The following is a 16,871-nucleotide window of genomic DNA, read 5'->3' on the forward strand; positions in this document are numbered from 1 at the left end:
AACGCACTAGGGAAGGTTCGGCAGCAAGGTGGCAGCACGTAACAACGGCACGGGGGACAGCTCCGCCGAGCCACGTCGTCTGGTCATCGTCGAGTCTCCGACCAAGGCAAAGAAGATCGCCCCGTACCTCGGGAGCAACTACGTCGTCGAGGCCTCCGTCGGCCATATTCGCGACCTTCCCCGCGGTGCCGCGGACGTCCCCGCCAAGTACAAGGGTGAGTCCTGGGCGCGTCTCGGCGTGGACGTCGACCACGATTTCGAGGCCCTCTACGTCGTCTCGCCCGAGAAGAAGAGCAAGGTCGCAGAGCTCAAGAGCCTGCTCAAGGACGCCGACGAGCTCTATCTCGCCACTGACCCCGACCGCGAGGGTGAGGCCATCGCCTGGCATCTCCTCGAGACCCTGAACCCCAAGATCCCCGTTCGACGCATGGTGTTCCACGAGATCACCAAGCCGGCCATCCTCGCTGCTGCGGCCGACACCCGCGACCTGGACCAAGACCTCGTCGATGCCCAGGAGACCCGTCGTATCCTCGACCGTCTCTACGGCTACGAGGTCAGCCCGGTGCTGTGGAAGAAGGTCATGCCGAAGCTCTCGGCAGGCCGAGTGCAGTCGGTCGCCACGCGCATCGTCGTCCAGCGTGAACGCGAGCGGATGGCGTTCCGCAGTGCCGAGTACTGGGATATCTCCGCCACGCTCGACGCCGGAGCCGACGCCACGCCGCGCAGTTTCGGTGCCCGTCTGGTCAATGTCGACGGCAATCGCGTCGCCGCCGGCCGCGACTTCGGGGCCGACGGCAAGCTCAAGTCCGACGCGGTGACCGTCCTCGACGAACCCCGTGCCCGACGCCTCGCCGAGGCTCTCGAAGGCGTCGATCTGACGGTCGCGTCCGCCGAGGACAAGCCCTACACGCGTAAGCCGTACCCGCCGTTCATGACGTCGACGCTGCAGCAGGAAGCCGCCCGCAAGCTGCGCTTCAGTTCCGAGCGCACCATGCGTGTCGCCCAGCGACTGTACGAGAACGGCTACATCACCTACATGCGTACCGACTCGACGACGCTGTCCGCGTCGGCGATCTCGGCGGCACGCACCCAGGCGACCGAGCTCTACGGACCGGAGTACGTCCATCCGTCGCCGCGTCAGTACACCCGCAAGGTCAAGAACGCGCAGGAGGCCCACGAGGCGATCCGCCCGTCCGGTGACGTCTTCCAGACGCCCGGTCAGTTGCACTCGGCTCTGCAGACCGACGAATTCAGGCTCTACGAGCTGATCTGGCAGCGCACGGTCGCATCGCAGATGGCCGACGTTCGCGGCACCACGCTGACATTGCGCATCACCGGAACTGCAGGAACCGGTGAGGAGTGCACCTTCTCGGCGTCGGGTCGCACCATCACGTTCGCCGGCTTCCTCAAGGCGTACGTGGAGAGCGTCGACGATCAGGCCGGCGGACAGTCCGACGACGCCGAATCTCGTTTGCCCGCACTGGTTCAGGGTCAGGCCGTCACCGCAACTCAGCTCGATCCCGACGGTCACACCACCAACCCGCCCGCGCGTTTCACCGAGGCGTCGCTCATCAAGACGCTCGAGGAACTGGGCATCGGTCGGCCGTCCACGTATTCGTCGATCATCAAGACCATTCTCGACCGCGGGTACGTCTACAAGCGAGGCAGCGCACTGGTGCCGTCGTGGGTGGCGTTCTCGGTGGTTGCGTTGTTGGAGGCGCACTTCGGGCGTCTGGTGGACTTCGACTTCACCGCAGGTATGGAGGACGACCTCGACGCCATCGCGGGAGGCCGTGAGCGACGCGGCAATTGGTTGCAGAGCTTCTACTTCGGCGGCGAGACCGGTGCCGAAGGGTCTGTGGCCCGCTCCGGTGGCCTGAAGAAGATGGTCGGCCAGAATCTCGAAGAGATCGATGCGCGCACCATCAACTCCATTCGCCTGTTCGACGACTCCGAGGGTCGCGAAATCCATGTGCGCGTAGGCCGTTACGGTCCTTATCTCGAGCGCATGGTGAAGAACGACGACGATCCCGACGGGGATCTCATCAGCCAGCGCGCCAACCTGCCCGACGATCTCCCGCCGGACGAGTTGACGATCGACTTCGCCGAAAAGCTCTTCGCCACACCGCAAGAGGGACGCAAGCTCGGTGTCGACCCGTTGACCGGTCACGACATCGTGGCCAAGGAAGGTCGTTTCGGGCCGTACGTCACCGAGATCCTGCCCGAGCCGGAACCCGAACCCACGCCCCCCGAGCCCGACATCGTCCCGGTGCCGTCCGGTAACGACGGTGACGGCGGCGGTGGCGTCAAGACTGCGGTGAAGAAGGCCGCGGCCAAGAAGGCTCCGGCCAAGAAGGCGGCTGCGAAGAAGGCGACCGGCCCCAAGCCGCGCACCGGTTCTCTGCTCAAGTCCATGGACCTGGCGACCATCACACTCGAGGATGCGCTCAAGCTGCTGTCGCTGCCGCGCGTCGTCGGAGTCGATCCGGAGTCCAAGGAAGAGATTCTCGCGCAGAACGGTCGCTACGGCCCGTACCTGAAGAAGGGCACCGATTCTCGCTCGCTCGCCGACGAGGATCAGATGTTCACCGTCACGCTGGAAGAGGCGCTCAAGATCTACGCCGAGCCCAAGCGTCGGGGTCGTCAGGGTGAGGCCAAGCCGCCGCTGCGTGAGCTGGGCGTCGACCCGGTCAGTGAGAAGCCGATGGTGATCAAGGACGGTCGCTTCGGGCCGTACGTCACCGATGGTGAGACCAACGCGAGTCTGCGCAAGGACGACGAGGTCGAGTCGATCACCGACGATCGTGCGTCGGAGTTGTTGGCGGACAGGCGTGCTCGTGGACCGGTGAAGAAGAAGGCACCGGCGAAGAAGGCTGCTGCCAAGAAGGCTCCGGCCAAGAAGGCCGCAGCGAAGAAGGCTCCGGCGAAGAAAGCCGCGGCCAAGAAGACGGCCACCAAGACCACTGCCGCGAAGAAGACTCCTGCCAAGAAGGCTCCGGCGAAGAAGACCGACAGCGAATAGCCCGTCGAGCTCGAAGTTGTGGACGCTTTTCGTGCCGAACGCGTCCGTAACTTCGAGTTCGCGGGTTCGGGTTGTCGCACCCAACCACTAGGGTTGCGTGCATGGCGGGTGTGTTCGATCGATTGGTCGGTCAGGAAGATGTCGAGGCCGATCTGACGGCCGCAGCGGTGGCTGCTCGCACCGGCGTCGACTCGTCGGCGATGACGCATTCGTGGCTGTTCACCGGCCCGCCCGGGTCCGGTCGTTCCATCGCCGCCCTGTGTTTCGCGGCAGCATTGCAGTGCACCACCGAGGGTGTTCCGGGGTGCGGGCAGTGTCAGGCCTGCTCGACGACCATGGCCGGTACCCACGGGGATGTGCGACGCGTCGTGCCCGAGGGATTGAGCATCAGCACCAAGGAGATGCGAGACATCGTCTCCATCGCCTCGCGTCGACCCAGCACCGGGTTGTGGCAGGTGGTCGTGGTCGAGGACGCCGACCGGCTCACCGAAGGTGCCGGAAACGTACTGCTCAAGGTCGTCGAGGAGCCGCCCGCGCGGACGGTATTCCTGTTGTGCGCGCCGTCGGTCGATCCGCAGGACATCTCGGTGACTCTGCGCTCGCGGTGCCGTCACGTCTCGCTGGTGACGCCCACGGTGCCGGCAATCGCCCAAGTGCTGCAGACCCGCGACAAGCTCGACGCCGAGACCGCCGAGTGGGCCGCGTCGATCAGCGGCGGCCACGTGGGCAGGGCGCGTCGACTCGCCACCGACGAGGACGCGCGAGCGCGGCGTAAACGGGCACTGGCGCTGGCGTCGGCTGCGGCCCGCCCCAACCAGGCGTACCTCGCGGCGGAGGAGCTGGTGAAGGCCGCCGAGGACGAGGCCAAGGAGATGAGTGCCTCCCGCGACGAGGCCGAAACCGAGGAGCTGCGGACTGCTCTGGGCGCAGGCGGTACCGGCAAGGGTGCGGCGGGCGCGCTGCGTGGCTCCGCCGGGGTGCTCAAGGATCTCGAGAAGCGGCAGAAGTCGCGTGCCACCAGAACCGGTCGCGATTCACTCGATCGCGCGCTGATGGATCTGGTCGGACTGTATCGAGATGCCCTCGCGCGCTCGTACGGATCGACCGCGACCGCGACGCACCCCGACATGGCCGAGCAAGTCGAGCGCATGGCACAAGCGGTGTCGCCCGAGGCGCTGCTGAAGAGCATCGAGGCGATCCTCGAATGTCGAGAGTCGTTGGCGGTCAACGCAAAGCCGAAGTTTGCGATCTATGCGATGGTGGCGACGCTGGGTGACGTCCTGCGCTAGTCGCAGGCCCGCATCGAGGCTCGGGGGAGGGCGATTTTAGTTTCGACGGGCTCCTCCGTTAGACTCACCAACGCCGAAAGGCACGCCGCCTTAGCTCAGTCGGTAGAGCATTTCACTCGTAATGAAAAGGTCAAGAGTTCGATTCTCTTAGGCGGCTCCACCAGCAGGACCCTGACATGCAACAGTGTGTCGGGGGCCTTTTCGGTAGCGCGAGCCAGCGCCGAATCGACCTGTTCGCCGCGTCGTTCCTGCAAAATCAGTTCATGCGAACTGATGAGGTGCACAGCACTCGTGACCTGATGACGGCAATCGTCACCACCGGCAACGGTGGCTACGACACACTCGTCGTGTCCGAGGTGCCCACGCCAGTGCCGGGTCCGGGTGAGGTGCTCGTTCGAGTTCTGGCGGCAGGGATGAACAACACCGAAATCAACACGCGCGTGGGCTGGTACTCCGACGGCGGGTGGAACGATGCGACGCCCTTTCCGCTGATTCAGGGCACGGACTGCTGCGGGGTCGTCTGCGCGAGTCCCGGGACCGAGGAATCCATCATCGGTCGCCGTGCCCTGGTTCGATCGTGCATGCGTGTCGACGGCTCTTCGTCGGGCGAGACGCGGTGGTTGGGTTCGGATATGGACGGCGCGTTCGCCCAGTTCGTCGTCGTTCCGGCGAGCGAGATCTTCGTGGTCGATTGTGACTGGACCGACGCCGAGCTGGCGACCATTCCGTGTGCGTACGGCACTGCGGAGAACATGATCGCTCGCGCGGGAGTGCGCCCAGGGTCGACGGTGCTCATCACCGGTGCCTCGGGCGGAGTCGGTTCTGCTGCAGTGCAACTCGCCGTCCGACGCGGTGCGCGCGTGATCGGCGTCGCGAGCCGCGCCAAGCACGACCAACTCCGCGAACTCGGCGTCGACGAGATCTACGGGCGCGACGCAGATTTGGTGGGCACCCTCGGCACGCGCAGCGTCGATGTGGTGATCGACAACGTTGCCGGCGACGGTTTCGGTCCCCTGCTCGACCTTCTCGTTCGTGGGGGAACGTACGTCTCCTCCGGCGCGATCGCAGGACCCCTCGTCGAGCTGGATCTACGAACCATGTACCTGAACGATCTGACACTCCTCGGCTGCACAGCGTGGGACGAGGACGTGTTTCCGAACCTCGTGTCCTACATCGAAGCCGGTGAGATTCGTCCGTTGCTGGCCGAGTCGTTTCCGCTCGAGCAGATCGCGGCGGCGCAGCAACGCTTCCTGGAGAAGGACCACGTCGGAAAGTTCGTGCTCGTTCCTCCGGTGGTCCTCGATCAGGCGTGATCTCCAGGCACACTGGATGGAGTGTTCGCCTCCCTCGCCCCGGCTCGCCGTCGTCTCGTGTTCGCTGTACTCGCTCTCCTCCTGGTCGGAATCGTCGCGGCCGTGGCTGCTTTCGTCGTCACGCGCCCCACGAGCGACCCCGTCGCGAGCGTCGACCAGTCCGTGCCCGGCCCGGTGCTGCTGATCCCCGGGTTCGGCGGTTCCACGGAGTCGTTGGACGTGCTCGCGGCGGAACTACGGGATGACGGCCGCGATGCGACCGTCGTTGCGCTGCCCGACGGCGGCGTCGGCGACCTGACCGTGCAGGCGGGCACCCTGCGCGACGCCGTCGACGCGGCTCTGACTCGGACGGGAGCGACCTCGGTCGACGTCGTCGGGTATTCCGCCGGCGGGGTCGTCGCCCGGATCTGGGCTGCCGATCTGGGCGGTTCCGAGCAGGCCCGACGCATCGTGACCCTCGGCTCCCCGCACCACGGCACCCAGGTGGCGGCTCTGGCGGCCCAGTTCGTGCCCGACCAGTGCGCGGACGCGTGCCAACAGCTCGCCCCGGACAGCTCCGTACTCACTGCCCTGAACTCCGGCGACGAGACGCCCGAGGGCCCGCAGTGGGTGTCGATCTGGACCGAACTGGATCAGGTGGTGACCCCGCCGTCGTCGGCCAGCCTCGACGGGGCCATCGACATCCCGGTGCAGAGCGTGTGTGCGGACTCCACCGTCGACCACGGAAATCTGCCCCGCGATCCTCTCGTCGGCGCGATGGTCTCGGCCCAGTTGGACGGCGACTCCACCGTCGAGCTCGGCACAGCTGACTGCAGCCGTCTCAGCTCGTGATGTCCTTGGTCGTGAAGTTCGCCCACGCCGCACCCAGGAGCACAACGACGTAGACGCCCTGTAGACCGACGCCGCGCATTAGGTCCCGCGTCGGCACCGGGTCGCGGAAGAGATCGACGAAGGCCAGCCAGTACCGCGTCGGAAGATACGGCGCGATGGCGTCGGCGGCGTCCAGCGTCAGCAGCAGCGAGCTGGCGATGAGGAACGCCAATGCGCCCAGCGTCGCGGCGAGCGGAGAGTCGGTCAAGGTCGACAGAAACAGGCCCATGGCGGCGACTCCGAGCATGGACAGCGTCACGTAGAGCACGGCGATGACGGTGCGCGCGGCGACCTGCTGATCGGTCAGCACCGTGCCGGACACGCTGGAGACGCCTGCCAACGTCGTGGTGTCGAACAGCGTCGTGCCGACGAAGTATGCGACAGCAGCAACGATGACCACGGCCAGAAGCACGAAGGCGGCCACCGAGATCAGCTTCGCCACCAGCAGCTTCGTCCGTCCCACCGGGCGGGCGAGCAGGTAGCGCAGCGTGCCGGCCTGGGCCTCCCCGGCGACGGCGTCGCCTGCGATGACCGACACCGCTACGGGCAGAAACAGTGGCAGCACGATCGCGAGCGCGGCGAGCGGGAAGAGCTGGCCGTTGGTGAGCACCGCAGAAAGGAAGGCGGGGCCTTCACCGGGCCGCGGACCGACATCGGTGAGGGCCAGCAGGCCCGCGACGATGGTGGGCAGCAGATTGAGCAGCAGTATGACGACCCACGTGCGGGGGCGGCTCAGCATCGCGCGCAGCTCGACGCCGATCATGCGGTCACCCCGGCCGTCATGGAGCGCGCCGGAACGCGGTCGGCACTGGCACCGGTGACGGCCAGCACGGATTGCTCCAGACTCATCTGCTGCGTCGTCAGCTCACTCACCCGCACCCCGCCTTCGACGAGCAGTCGATTGAGCACGGCAGCATCCGGGTGTTCGATCACGAGCTGCTGCCATTCACGCTGAATCACGGTGGCGTTCTGGACTCCGGAGAGCACCGTCACCGCGTCGGCCGGGTCGGGGGTGCGCACGAGCACCCGCCCGGTGGGCTGCTGGAACGCGGAGAGCTGATCCTGCAGAACGAGGCGACCCCGATCGAGCACTCCCACTCGGTCGCACAGTTGCTCCACCTCGGCCAGCAGGTGGCTGGAGAGGAACACCGTGGTGCCCTTCGCATGCAGGCCGAGGAGCAACTCTCGAATCTCCAGAATTCCCTGTGGATCGAGACCGTTGGTCGGCTCGTCGAGGATCAGTAGCTCAGGCGTGCGCATCAGTGCCGCCGCCAAGCCGAGGCGCTGCCGCATGCCGAGCGAGTACTGCTTGACCGGCCTGCGTCCCACTCCGCCGAGGCCCACCTGTTCGAGGGCCTCGCCGACGCGGGCGGTCCGGCTGCGACGGGAACCACCCGGCCCGGCGGCGTCGAGCAGGGTGAGGTTCCGGCGTCCGGAGAGGTTGGGGTAGGCGGCGGGGTTCTCGATCAGCGCGCCGACCCGCGGCAGCACGCTCCTGCGTCGCTGCGGCATCTCCTCGTCGAGTACCTGCATCTGCCCGGAGGTGGCCAGGACGAGCCCGAGCAGCATCCGCACGGTCGTCGTCTTGCCGGAGCCGTTGGCACCGACGAAGCCGTAGATGTCGCCGGCGCGCACGTCCAGGTCGACGCCGTCGACGGCCCGCACCGATCCGTAGCTCTTGGTCAGACCGGTCGTGCGGATCATGTGGCTGCTCCTTCGAGCTGCTGGGCGGCGGTGACCAGGGTTTCCGCGGTGACGGTGCCGGAGAGCAGGTAGCGACGCCGGTCGCCGGTGGGCTCGGTGATCAGGACGTTGAGCGGACCGATCGACAGTGCGACGCTGCCGCCGTCGACGACTGCGCCCGGGGCAGCCCGCAATTGCTCGACGAGTCCGCGCGCGGCGCGGCGCGGCAGCGGAGCGACGATCAAGTCGGTCACTCCGCGGCCGTAGATTCCCACGGCCCCTTGGTCGCTGCGGTCCCTCGATTCGAGTCCGGACAGGGTCGACGGGAGACGGGCGGAGTCGATCCGGTCGGCGAACGAGGCGACGTCGAGACCGTCCTGCTGCTGCACATCGGTACCCGGCGGCGGGACGAAACGGACGGTAGCGGCGTCGGGGGTGGCGGAGGAGAAGTCGAGGAACGCGGTGCTGACGATTGGGCGAGCGGCCCCGTCGCCCAGCACGTCGACCTGCAGCGGCAGGCCGGTCTCCGGGTCGGCCCACACGTCGACCTCGGTGATGGTGCTCTGCGGCTCGCCGGGGATCAGCCGGAGACCGGGGGCGTCCAGGCCGGCAATCCGACGAGTCGGCAGCCGGGTGACCTCATCGGCGGTCGCCTCGCTGAGCAACCGCTGCCCGAGCTCCGGAGGTAGCAAATCGGCTTGGCGAGGCAGGCGCAGACTCGGCTCGGGGACCGGGGTCACCACGGCCGTGTTCTGTTCGTAGTCCCAACTCCACAGTCGCGCCGGGCTCCGGTAGAGACCGCGCTCTCCGGCGAGGCGCACGGTGTCGATGCGCCAGCTGTCCGGGCTTCGATACCAGGCGCGCAGGGTCGTGGTGTCGCCCAGCAGATCCGGTAGGCCGCCGAGTCCGTCGGTGACCGGCAGAGTGACACCGCCGACCGCTTGGGCGTAACCCGAATACGGGGTCGCGGTGGAGGACTGGACGCGAGAGAGCAGTTCGGCCGCACCGATGTCCGACGCGCCGACAGGCAGGCGCTCGATCACCGAGGGCGTGGCGACGAGCACGGCGACGCCGAGCATCACCGCCAGCCACCGCCACTTCTTGTGCACCTCTTCGACCGTACGGACGTACCTGTTGTGCTGCATGTGGGCGGTACAAAGCCCGCGGCTAGCCGACGAGCACGAACTCCACGAAACCGTAACTCACACCGTTGATCTGGAGTTCGATCGAGTGCGGGCCGGGGTAGTACTTCCGCGTGGTCAACGTCCGAAACGAGTGTTGCCGCGCAACGTCGATGGTCTCACCGGGCGCGATCGTTCTCGTCGTCAGCTTGAACGTCTTGCCTGTCATCGCGCCGTTGGCTTTGGTGTGGTGAACGATGTAGTCGATCGCGACCTTGGCCGGCTCGGTGCCGACGTTGCGGATCGAGGCTTCGAAGTGCACGCTGTCGCCGATCCGTAGCTCCGCAACGTCGAGGGTGGGGCCGTCCACGTCCAAGTCGGCCGGAGCGAACCCGAGTAGCGCAAGTGCGTCACGGTGTCCGTTCTTGATCACCGTCCGAAGCGCATGTCGCACAAGCCGGTCGGTGTTCGCGTCCGGCGCGTCGAGCCACCGCTCAGCGGATCGGACGACCAGATCCGGAACGTCTCGGCTGAAGTCGTTGAGGTGGTTGGCCACAGAACGCCGAACGTAGTCACTGTCGTCCCGGTAGAGCTCATCCAGGATCGGCACCGTGACGCCCGGCCGCGCAAGAATCACAGGGACGCGCACCGACCACGGCAGGTACGGGCGGGTACCTTCCGACGCCAGACGACGCACGTGCTCGTCCGATGACTGCGTCCATTCGAGCGCGATCTCGAGCGCCCGATCCGCATCGGCTCGCAGAAAAGTGCGGATGGCGAACTCGGAGGTGAGTCGGCCGGTGAGTTCGGCCAGCAGCGACATCCCGTCGTCGAACGCGGCGGATGTCTGCTCGCCCACGGCCTTCGATGCCACGGCGCTCGTGACCGGCCAGATCGACCAGCCCTGCACGTCCGGATCCTCGGCGGCCCGTCGGATGGTGCGAGCGAACTCCGCGTAGTCGCCGGGTAATCCCGTGAGAAGGGCATCGCGCAGTAGATCGGCGCGGGCTCGCAGCGCGAGCGGTCCCAACTGATCGACCGTTCCTTCGAGTACGGACAGATCTGCTTTCGGTGCGGCGGTCCGGATGGTCCGCAACAACGTGCGGGCTGCATCCGGGCCGATGAGTTCGTCGGCGAAAGGCATGAGAGCTTCTTACCCGACGCGCTGCGCGCCGAGTAGGTCGATTGCCCGAATAGCGGCGCGTCTGCCCTTGGCAGATGCTCGCAGCGGGGTCGCGAAAGGTTCGGTTCGGCAAAAACCTTCACATGGGTCGTTTGTATCCGATATACATACTCTCGGTCGCGGGGCTCAATCCCCGCGTCGTGGTATCCCCCTCGGCGTACGGAGAAATTTCATGGACATCTCTTCCTTCATTTCCAGCCTGCTCTCGACCGGCAGCAGCACTGGCAGCACGATCTCCGACATCCCGATCCTGCAGCTTCTTTCGTCCGGTTCCGCTTCCTGAGCGACACCCGTATAGCAGGCCTCGTCGACGCGTCGACGAGGCCTGCTTTCGTGGATCAGCTCGGTGTGACCGACATCGACGTGCTTGCGACCGTCTGACCGGGTTACGAGGCGAGACCTACGCCCGCGCCAAGACGACGATGGCCGTGGTGGTTGCGCCGCCGAGTGTGCTCGAACCTCAACCGATTCCGCCGAGCGCGGACTTGGCCCGCCGCTCGACAGCAGGTTGCGCAGGACGGTGAGATCACCGGACCGACACCCTGCTGTCCCACTGTTCCAATGGCGACGGAAGGATTCGAATTGGGATAATCTTCGCAGATCATCAGTGCGCGGACACGCTGGTCGACTCCGGTTTTCGGTGGGGCGAGTATCTACTCCGATCCCGGTCGGCCCCGCGACGCACTGGGCTACAACCCTGGGGGGTCGCGTCATGCCCGTCTCGTGTACCGAGTGGAACCGCAGTGCGTGTCTTCGATGTCGATTCGGTGAGGACGCGCTGTGAGTGGCTGGGTGTGGGTGGTGATCCTCAACGGGATCACCGCTACGGCGTATCTGGGGATCGTGCTGTTCATCGTCCGGGGACTGATGCGGACCGGGCAGCTACGGAACAACCGCCTGGCGGTGGCAACGGCGGCGATCTTTCTGACCTGCTCTGCGCACCACCTCATCCATGCAGTACATCTGTTGTCGGGGTTCGACAGCCATACATCGCATCTCGATTCCGGCGTGGGGATGCTCGACGCGATGCGGGAGACGATGGGCGACGGCCTCGACGTCGCGGTGACGGCGTCGACGGCTCTCGCCGGCGTGATCTACCTGGGGATGCGCCGCTTCTACGGCCCGTTGATCGGCTCGCCCTCCATGTTCGACGATGCCAGCGAGGCACGGTACCGACAATTGGCGGCGAACCTGCCGCACACCACGGTCTTCGTCGTGGATCCCGACTTGCGATTTGTGCTCGTCGAGGGGGCTGACCTGGTAGCGGAGGGCTACGACCCACATCGGATGGAGGGCCAACTGCTGCGTGACACCGTCTCGCCGGAGGCGTACGCCCGCCTCGAGCCTCATTATCGGTCGGCCCTCGCGGGCGAAGAGTCTTCTTTCGATACCGTCAGCCCCCGAACGGGAGCGATCTTCCAGGTCAAGGCCAGGGCGCTGCGTGACAGTTCAGGCATGATCGTGGGAGCGATGGTGCTCTCCGAGGACGTCACAGCCGAGCGTGAGGCGAGGACCGAGCTCGAGCAGGCGCGCGCGTTTCGCGACGCGGTCTTGACCGCGTCGCCGGACATCACGACCATCACCGATGTGGGCACCGGCCAGGTGACGTGGGCTTCTCGAAGCCTGCGGTCGCTGTTGGACGGGCAGCTCGGGGAGGGGCAAGTCGACGGGCTTTCACCGAGGCACCGGCTCGGTCGCTCCGACGACCTCGACGACCCCGAGGATCATCTGGACGGTGCGGTGGCGGAGGACATCGGCGTCGTCCGAGCCGCGGACCGGCACGCGGCGTCGCTGCCCGAGGGGGAGAGCATCACGATCCGCTATCGGGCGCGAGCTGCCGACGGTTCGTTGCGGTGGCTGTCGCGACGCACAACTCCGTTTCGACGGGAACCGTCTGGGGAGGTTGCGGAGGTGCTCTCGGTGGTGCGAGAGGTGACCGACGTCGTCGAGGCAGAGCTGGCGCTCGAGCGGGCAGCTCTGCAGGATCCGTTGACCGGGCTGCCCAATCGGATGCTGCTGCTGGACCGGATCGGCTCGGCGATCGAGCGCGGTGAGACCACCGGCGCTGCTGCAGCAGTGCTGTTCTGCGATCTGGACGGATTCAAACGCGTCAACGACACCGGAGGTCATGCTGCCGGTGACGCAGTTCTCGTCGAGGTTGCTCGACGTCTGCGGTCGGTGCTGCGAGCCAACGACTCGATCGCCCGGGTCGGCGGCGACGAGTTCGTTCTCGTCGTCGATGCGCTGCCCGCCGAACGTGGTTCCGACAGGCTTGCGGGTGCCGGCTTGGCAGAGCGCGTCGCCGAGCGCATCCGAACGGTTCTCGCAGCTCCGATCGTGTACCAGGGCAGCCAGTATGTGGTGTCGGCCAGCGTGGGCATGGTGCTGGTTCGCAAGGGTGCCAGCGCGCAGGAAGTGCTGCGGGACGCGGACTCCGCCATGTACCGAGCCAAGCAGCTCGGTAAGGACCGGATCGAATTGTTCGACGACGCGCTACGCGCGAACGCCCTCGAGCGTGCCTACATCGAACAGACCTTGCGGGGTGCCCTCGATCTCGAACACCGCGGTGGTGCAACACTGACCGTTGCCTATCAGCCGGTTTACGACCTCGGCAGGAGAGCGCTCACGAGCTTCGAGGCACTCGCGCGACTACGCGACGACGACGGCGCTGGAATTACACCGGACCGATTCATTCCCGTGGCCGAGGACACCGGACTCATCGCCGAGCTCGGGGAGCGGGTGCTGGACGACGCGCTGGGCGCTCTGGTGCGGTGGCGTGCGGCGAACCCGCCCGGTTCGGAATCGGACATCCCCGTCACGATGGCCGTCAACGTCAGTGCCCGGCAGGCTCAACACATGGATATGGCTGCGGTGGTGAGCGCGGCTCTGGGGCGGCACGGAATGGTTCCGGCGGACCTCGTTCTCGAGCTCACCGAGTCGGTGCTGCTCGAGTCCGGGTCCTCGTTGCTGCGTCAGCTCGGCGAACTGCGTGCATTGGGTGTCGGCATCGCCATCGACGACTTCGGCACCGGATTCGCGAGCCTGCGGTACCTGGCCACGCTGCCGGTGAGCGCAGTGAAGATCGACCGCTCGTTCACCGCCACGATGACCAGCGACGAGACGAGCAACAGCATCGTTCGGGCGATCATCAATCTCGCCCGAGACCTGCAGCTGGGATGTGTGGTCGAAGGGATCGAGACCCTCGCCCAACTCGACGCCCTGCCGAGTTCTGTTCAAGGGCAGGGCTATCTGTTGGGTAGACCGGACGAGATTCCGTCGAACAGCTGGGTCTCATAGCATCGGACGGGAAGGATTCACGACGGAAGGGCGTTGAGCATGGGTAATGGACGATGCTCTCTCTGCCCCCACTCGATTGTGGACGCCGTCGCGCGTCCTGATCACGCGATCTGCGTTCGAGCTTCCCCACACCGCGGAGATCGTTCGCCGGTGCGAAGCGGCGGGTGTGACCGACATCGATGTGCTGCCGGGCGACCGTCTGACCGGGCTACGCGGCGAGACCGAGCGAGAGACCTACGCGCGAGCCAAGACGACAATGGCTGTGGTGGTCGCACCACCGAGTGTGCTGAAACCGCAACCGATTCCGCCGAGCGCTGACTGGCGCATCGACCTGGCAAAAGGTTGCCCTGCCCACTGTCAGTACTGCTATCTGGCGGGGTCGTTGTCCGGGCCGCCCATCACCCGGGTGTTTGCCAACCTCGACGACGTCCTGGCCGGAATCGGTACCCATGCAGGCCGTGGCACCATTACCTCCGGCACCGAAGAGCGGGGCCACGAGGGAACCACGTTCGAGTTGTCCTGCTACACAGATCCATTGGGTATCGAACACGTGACCGGATCCCTCGCCGAGGCAGTGCGCAGAGTTGGGGCGGGCGAGTACGGCGATGGCGTGTCGTTACGCTTCACGACCAAGTTCGACGACGTCACGGAGTTGGCGACGTTGGATCACGGACGACGCACTCGAGTTCGTCTGTCGGTCAACGCCGATGACATCGCCCATCGATTCGAGGGTGGAACCGCGAGGATGCCTGCTCGGATCGAGGCGCTGAGACAGTTGGCGCTCGCCGGATATCGAATCGGGCTGACCATCGCTCCGATCATGCCCATTCCGGAGTGGCGCGAGCAGTACGGGCGGCTTCTCTCGACCGTCGCCGACGCGCTGCGCGGCGTTCCCGATCTGGACCTGACCGCCGAGATCATCACTCATCGGTTCACGTCGTCGAGCAAGGACGTGCTGTTGAGCTGGTACCCGGGCACGAAGCTCGAGATGGACGAAAGTGCCCGCGCAGCAAAGAGAAACAAGTTCGGCGGCGTGAAGTACGTCTACCCGAAGGTGACCATGTCGGAAATGCGGACGTGGTTCGTGGAAGAACTCGAATCCGTCCTACCCGAAGCGCAACTTCTGTACTGGACCTGACGAAGGCCGATCTCCCCCGCCGTCCTTGTCGAGGTCGAGGCGACGGCCATTCTGGACTGACCCGCCGGCCGGTGAATTGCGGGGGCCGTCGAAGTCCATACTGTCGAACCCACCCGACCTCAGGAGTGACATGGCCATTCTGACCTACAACATGCACGTTTCTCTCGACGGCTTCATCGAAGATTCCGCCGGCAGTCTCGACTTCTCCATGCCGGACGAGGAGTCACATCGATTCTCCAATCGGCAGACGGAGTCAACCGCCGCCTTCCTGTTCGGGCGTCGACTGTACGAGGCGATGGAGGACTACTGGACAGACCCGGCACGCGCCGACGGCGACGACGTCGAAGCGGAGTTCGCCCGGCTGTACGTGGACACTCCGCGGATCATCTTCTCCGACACTCTCGACTCGGTGGCCGACGGCTGCCGGTTGGTGCGCAGTGTCGATGCCGTCGCGGAGGTGCAGCGTCTCAAGCGGGAAACCGCGGGCACGTTGGCCGTCGGAGGGGCCGCCCTGGCCGAGTCGCTCGTCGATGAGATCGATCAGTACGAGGTCATTCTCCTGCCGACGATTCTGGGCGGTGGCAAGCCCTACTTTCCTGTCGGGCAGCACCTCGACCTGGTTCTGGATGAGCACCGAGTGTTCGCGGCCTCCGGGTGGGTCTATCTGCGCTACAGCGTTTCTCGCTGACTTCGGCCCGGTGCATCGAGCGCAGCGCACAATGAACACATGAGCTCCGGACGTCGACTCCATTGGTGGACCCTTCCCTCGCATCAGCTGTGGCTCGACGCCGAATCATCGAGGCTTCTCGATTTCGGAACCTCACTCGACCACCCGGCCGGTGGCGCTGTGTGGTTGGACGACCGCGGGCACCCCGACCTCGATCATCCGGCCCACACGTACATCACCGCTCGGATGGCGCATGTGCACTTTCTCGCATCGATGCTGGGTCGGCCGGGGTCCCGCAGAAAGGCCGATCGGGTGTTCGACGGGCTTCTGACGACGTTGCGAGACAGCACTAACGGGGGTTGGTTCGAGTCCAGCGCCGACGCGACCTCGCCCGATGCTGTCAAGAACGCGTACACGCATGCGTTCGTGGTGCTGGCGGGAGCTGCAGCCACGGCCGCGGGTCACCCACGCGGTGCGGATCTTCTGGGCGAGGCACTCGATACCGTCGAGCATCGGTTCTGGGACGATCGCCACGGAATGTGTTCGGACACAAGGACGGTGGACTGGTCCGAGCTCGACGACTATCGCGGGATCAATGCCAACATGCACATGGTCGAAGCGCTGTTGGCTGCCGTCGATGCCGGCGCACCCGTCATCTGGCGTGAACGAGCGCTGCGTATCTGCGACAACGTCTGTCGGTGGGCAGCGGCCAACGAGTGGCGAATCCCGGAGCACTTCACCGCGGAGTGGATCCCGCAACTCGAGTACAACCGTGACGATGCCGCCAACCAGTTCAAGCCATACGGGGCGACGGTGGGTCACGGATTCGAGTGGGCACGACTTCTGCTGCAGGCCGGCCTCTGTGCGGGCGGGCGGGACTACGTCGACGCGGCCGAATCCCTCTATCACCGCGCTGCGACCGACGGCTGGCAACCCGGGCCGACCCCCGGCTTCGTCTACACCACCGACTGGACGGGGAAGCCGGTCGTCACCGGCCGTCTGCACTGGGTATTGTGCGAGGCGATTGCCGCTGCCGCGACACTGGCACGGCACACCGGAAAAGACCGGTACGAGAACGATTATCGACAGTGGTGGGACATCGCAGCCGAGTACTACATCGATCGCGTCGACGGCTCCTGGCACCACGAACTCGATACCGGCAACGTCCCAGCGGCCACGGTGTGGAGCGGCAAGCCCGATCTCTACCACGCCGTTCAAGCGACGTGGATCAGTCGATATGCGTCGGGCTCGAGCATGGTGGCGGTGCTGCGGGACGCCCCGCGTTAGC

At 66.0% G+C, this 16,871-nt stretch carries 12 protein-coding genes, 1 tRNA gene and 1 pseudogene; 10 read left to right on the top strand and 4 right to left on the bottom strand.

Annotated elements, in window-relative coordinates; all coding sequences use genetic code 11:
* The first annotated feature begins 28 nt into the window (after positions 1–28).
* The 6 genes and pseudogenes from topA (at position 29) to AABD04_RS02930 (ending at position 6,455) form a co-directional block, all read left to right on the top strand.
* Positions 29–3,022: a type I DNA topoisomerase gene (topA, locus tag AABD04_RS02910; RefSeq protein WP_341440173.1), complete on the top strand. Its 2,994-nt coding sequence runs from the start codon at positions 29–31 to the stop codon at positions 3,020–3,022.
* A 117-nt stretch (positions 3,023–3,139) separates the two neighbouring features.
* Positions 3,140–3,178 (top strand): annotated as a pseudogene (locus tag AABD04_RS25130) (hypothetical protein).
* The gene (locus AABD04_RS02915) at positions 3,175–4,311 is read left to right on the top strand and encodes a DNA polymerase III subunit delta' (protein WP_423228203.1); all 1,137 of its coding nucleotides are present in this window, start codon (positions 3,175–3,177) and stop codon (positions 4,309–4,311) included. Before AABD04_RS25130 ends, AABD04_RS02915 begins: the two are co-directional and overlap by 4 nt.
* 84 nt (positions 4,312–4,395) lie before the next feature.
* Positions 4,396–4,471, top strand: a tRNA-Thr gene (locus tag AABD04_RS02920).
* Between the two features lie 103 nt (positions 4,472–4,574).
* On the top strand, positions 4,575–5,624 hold the full coding sequence (locus AABD04_RS02925) for a zinc-binding dehydrogenase (RefSeq protein WP_341440175.1): 1,050 nt from the start codon (positions 4,575–4,577) through the stop codon (positions 5,622–5,624).
* Between the two features lie 21 nt (positions 5,625–5,645).
* The gene (locus tag AABD04_RS02930; protein ID WP_341440176.1) at positions 5,646–6,455 is read left to right on the top strand and encodes an esterase/lipase family protein; all 810 of its coding nucleotides are present in this window, start codon (positions 5,646–5,648) and stop codon (positions 6,453–6,455) included.
* On the opposite strand, the gene AABD04_RS02935 is transcribed toward AABD04_RS02930, so the two are convergent.
* The 4 genes from AABD04_RS02935 to AABD04_RS02950 are packed head-to-tail and all read right to left on the bottom strand — an operon-like array spanning position 6,445 to position 10,442.
* Complete coding sequence (locus tag AABD04_RS02935; protein ID WP_243596991.1) at positions 6,445–7,257, bottom strand: ABC transporter permease; 813 nt, start codon at positions 7,255–7,257, stop codon at positions 6,445–6,447. The genes AABD04_RS02930 and AABD04_RS02935 overlap by 11 nt on opposite strands.
* A complete protein-coding gene (locus AABD04_RS02940; RefSeq protein WP_341440178.1) occupies positions 7,254–8,198 on the bottom strand; it encodes an ABC transporter ATP-binding protein in 945 nt (314 codons plus the stop codon). The genes AABD04_RS02935 and AABD04_RS02940 overlap by 4 nt, the downstream gene beginning before the upstream one ends.
* Positions 8,195–9,286, bottom strand: coding sequence for a LolA family protein (locus AABD04_RS02945; RefSeq protein ID WP_341440179.1), 1,092 nt, complete (start codon positions 9,284–9,286; stop codon positions 8,195–8,197). Before AABD04_RS02945 ends, AABD04_RS02940 begins: the two co-directional genes overlap by 4 nt.
* 58 nt (positions 9,287–9,344) lie before the next feature.
* Complete coding sequence (locus tag AABD04_RS02950) at positions 9,345–10,442, bottom strand: DNA alkylation repair protein (protein ID WP_341440180.1); 1,098 nt, start codon at positions 10,440–10,442, stop codon at positions 9,345–9,347.
* An 819-nt stretch (positions 10,443–11,261) separates the two neighbouring features.
* Between AABD04_RS02950 and AABD04_RS02955 the strand changes: the two genes are divergently transcribed.
* From AABD04_RS02955 to AABD04_RS02970, 4 genes are all read left to right on the top strand, one after another.
* On the top strand, positions 11,262–13,778 hold the full coding sequence (locus AABD04_RS02955; RefSeq protein ID WP_341440181.1) for a putative bifunctional diguanylate cyclase/phosphodiesterase: 2,517 nt from the start codon (positions 11,262–11,264) through the stop codon (positions 13,776–13,778).
* Positions 13,779–13,824: 46 nt separating this feature from the next.
* Positions 13,825–14,916: a spore photoproduct lyase family protein gene (locus AABD04_RS02960; RefSeq protein ID WP_341440182.1), complete on the top strand. Its 1,092-nt coding sequence runs from the start codon at positions 13,825–13,827 to the stop codon at positions 14,914–14,916.
* A gap of 130 nt (positions 14,917–15,046) precedes the next feature.
* Entirely contained in the window at positions 15,047–15,604 is a 558-nt protein-coding gene (locus AABD04_RS02965) for a dihydrofolate reductase family protein (protein ID WP_341440183.1), read from the top strand.
* Between the two features lie 39 nt (positions 15,605–15,643).
* Positions 15,644–16,870 carry an AGE family epimerase/isomerase gene (locus AABD04_RS02970; protein WP_341440184.1) on the top strand — a complete coding sequence of 409 codons (1,227 nt, stop codon included), beginning with the start codon at positions 15,644–15,646 and terminating at the stop codon, positions 16,868–16,870.
* Position 16,871: the final 1 nt, after the last annotated feature.

It is taken from the genome of Rhodococcoides navarretei, from assembly GCF_038069675.1.
Lineage (GTDB): Bacteria > Actinomycetota > Actinomycetes > Mycobacteriales > Mycobacteriaceae > Rhodococcoides > Rhodococcoides navarretei.

Coding starts and splice junctions, on each gene's coding strand:
- AABD04_RS02970 (WP_341440184.1), top strand. CDS start 15,644: ATGAGCTCCGGACGTCGACTCCATTGGTGGACCCTTCCCTCGCATCAG.
- AABD04_RS02960 (WP_341440182.1), top strand. CDS start 13,825: ATGGACGATGCTCTCTCTGCCCCCACTCGATTGTGGACGCCGTCGCGC.
- AABD04_RS02925 (WP_341440175.1), top strand. CDS start 4,575: ATGCGAACTGATGAGGTGCACAGCACTCGTGACCTGATGACGGCAATC.
- AABD04_RS02950 (WP_341440180.1), bottom strand. CDS start 10,442: ATGCCTTTCGCCGACGAACTCATCGGCCCGGATGCAGCCCGCACGTTG.
- AABD04_RS02935 (WP_243596991.1), bottom strand. CDS start 7,257: ATGATCGGCGTCGAGCTGCGCGCGATGCTGAGCCGCCCCCGCACGTGG.
- AABD04_RS02940 (WP_341440178.1), bottom strand. CDS start 8,198: ATGATCCGCACGACCGGTCTGACCAAGAGCTACGGATCGGTGCGGGCC.
- AABD04_RS02965 (WP_341440183.1), top strand. CDS start 15,047: ATGGCCATTCTGACCTACAACATGCACGTTTCTCTCGACGGCTTCATC.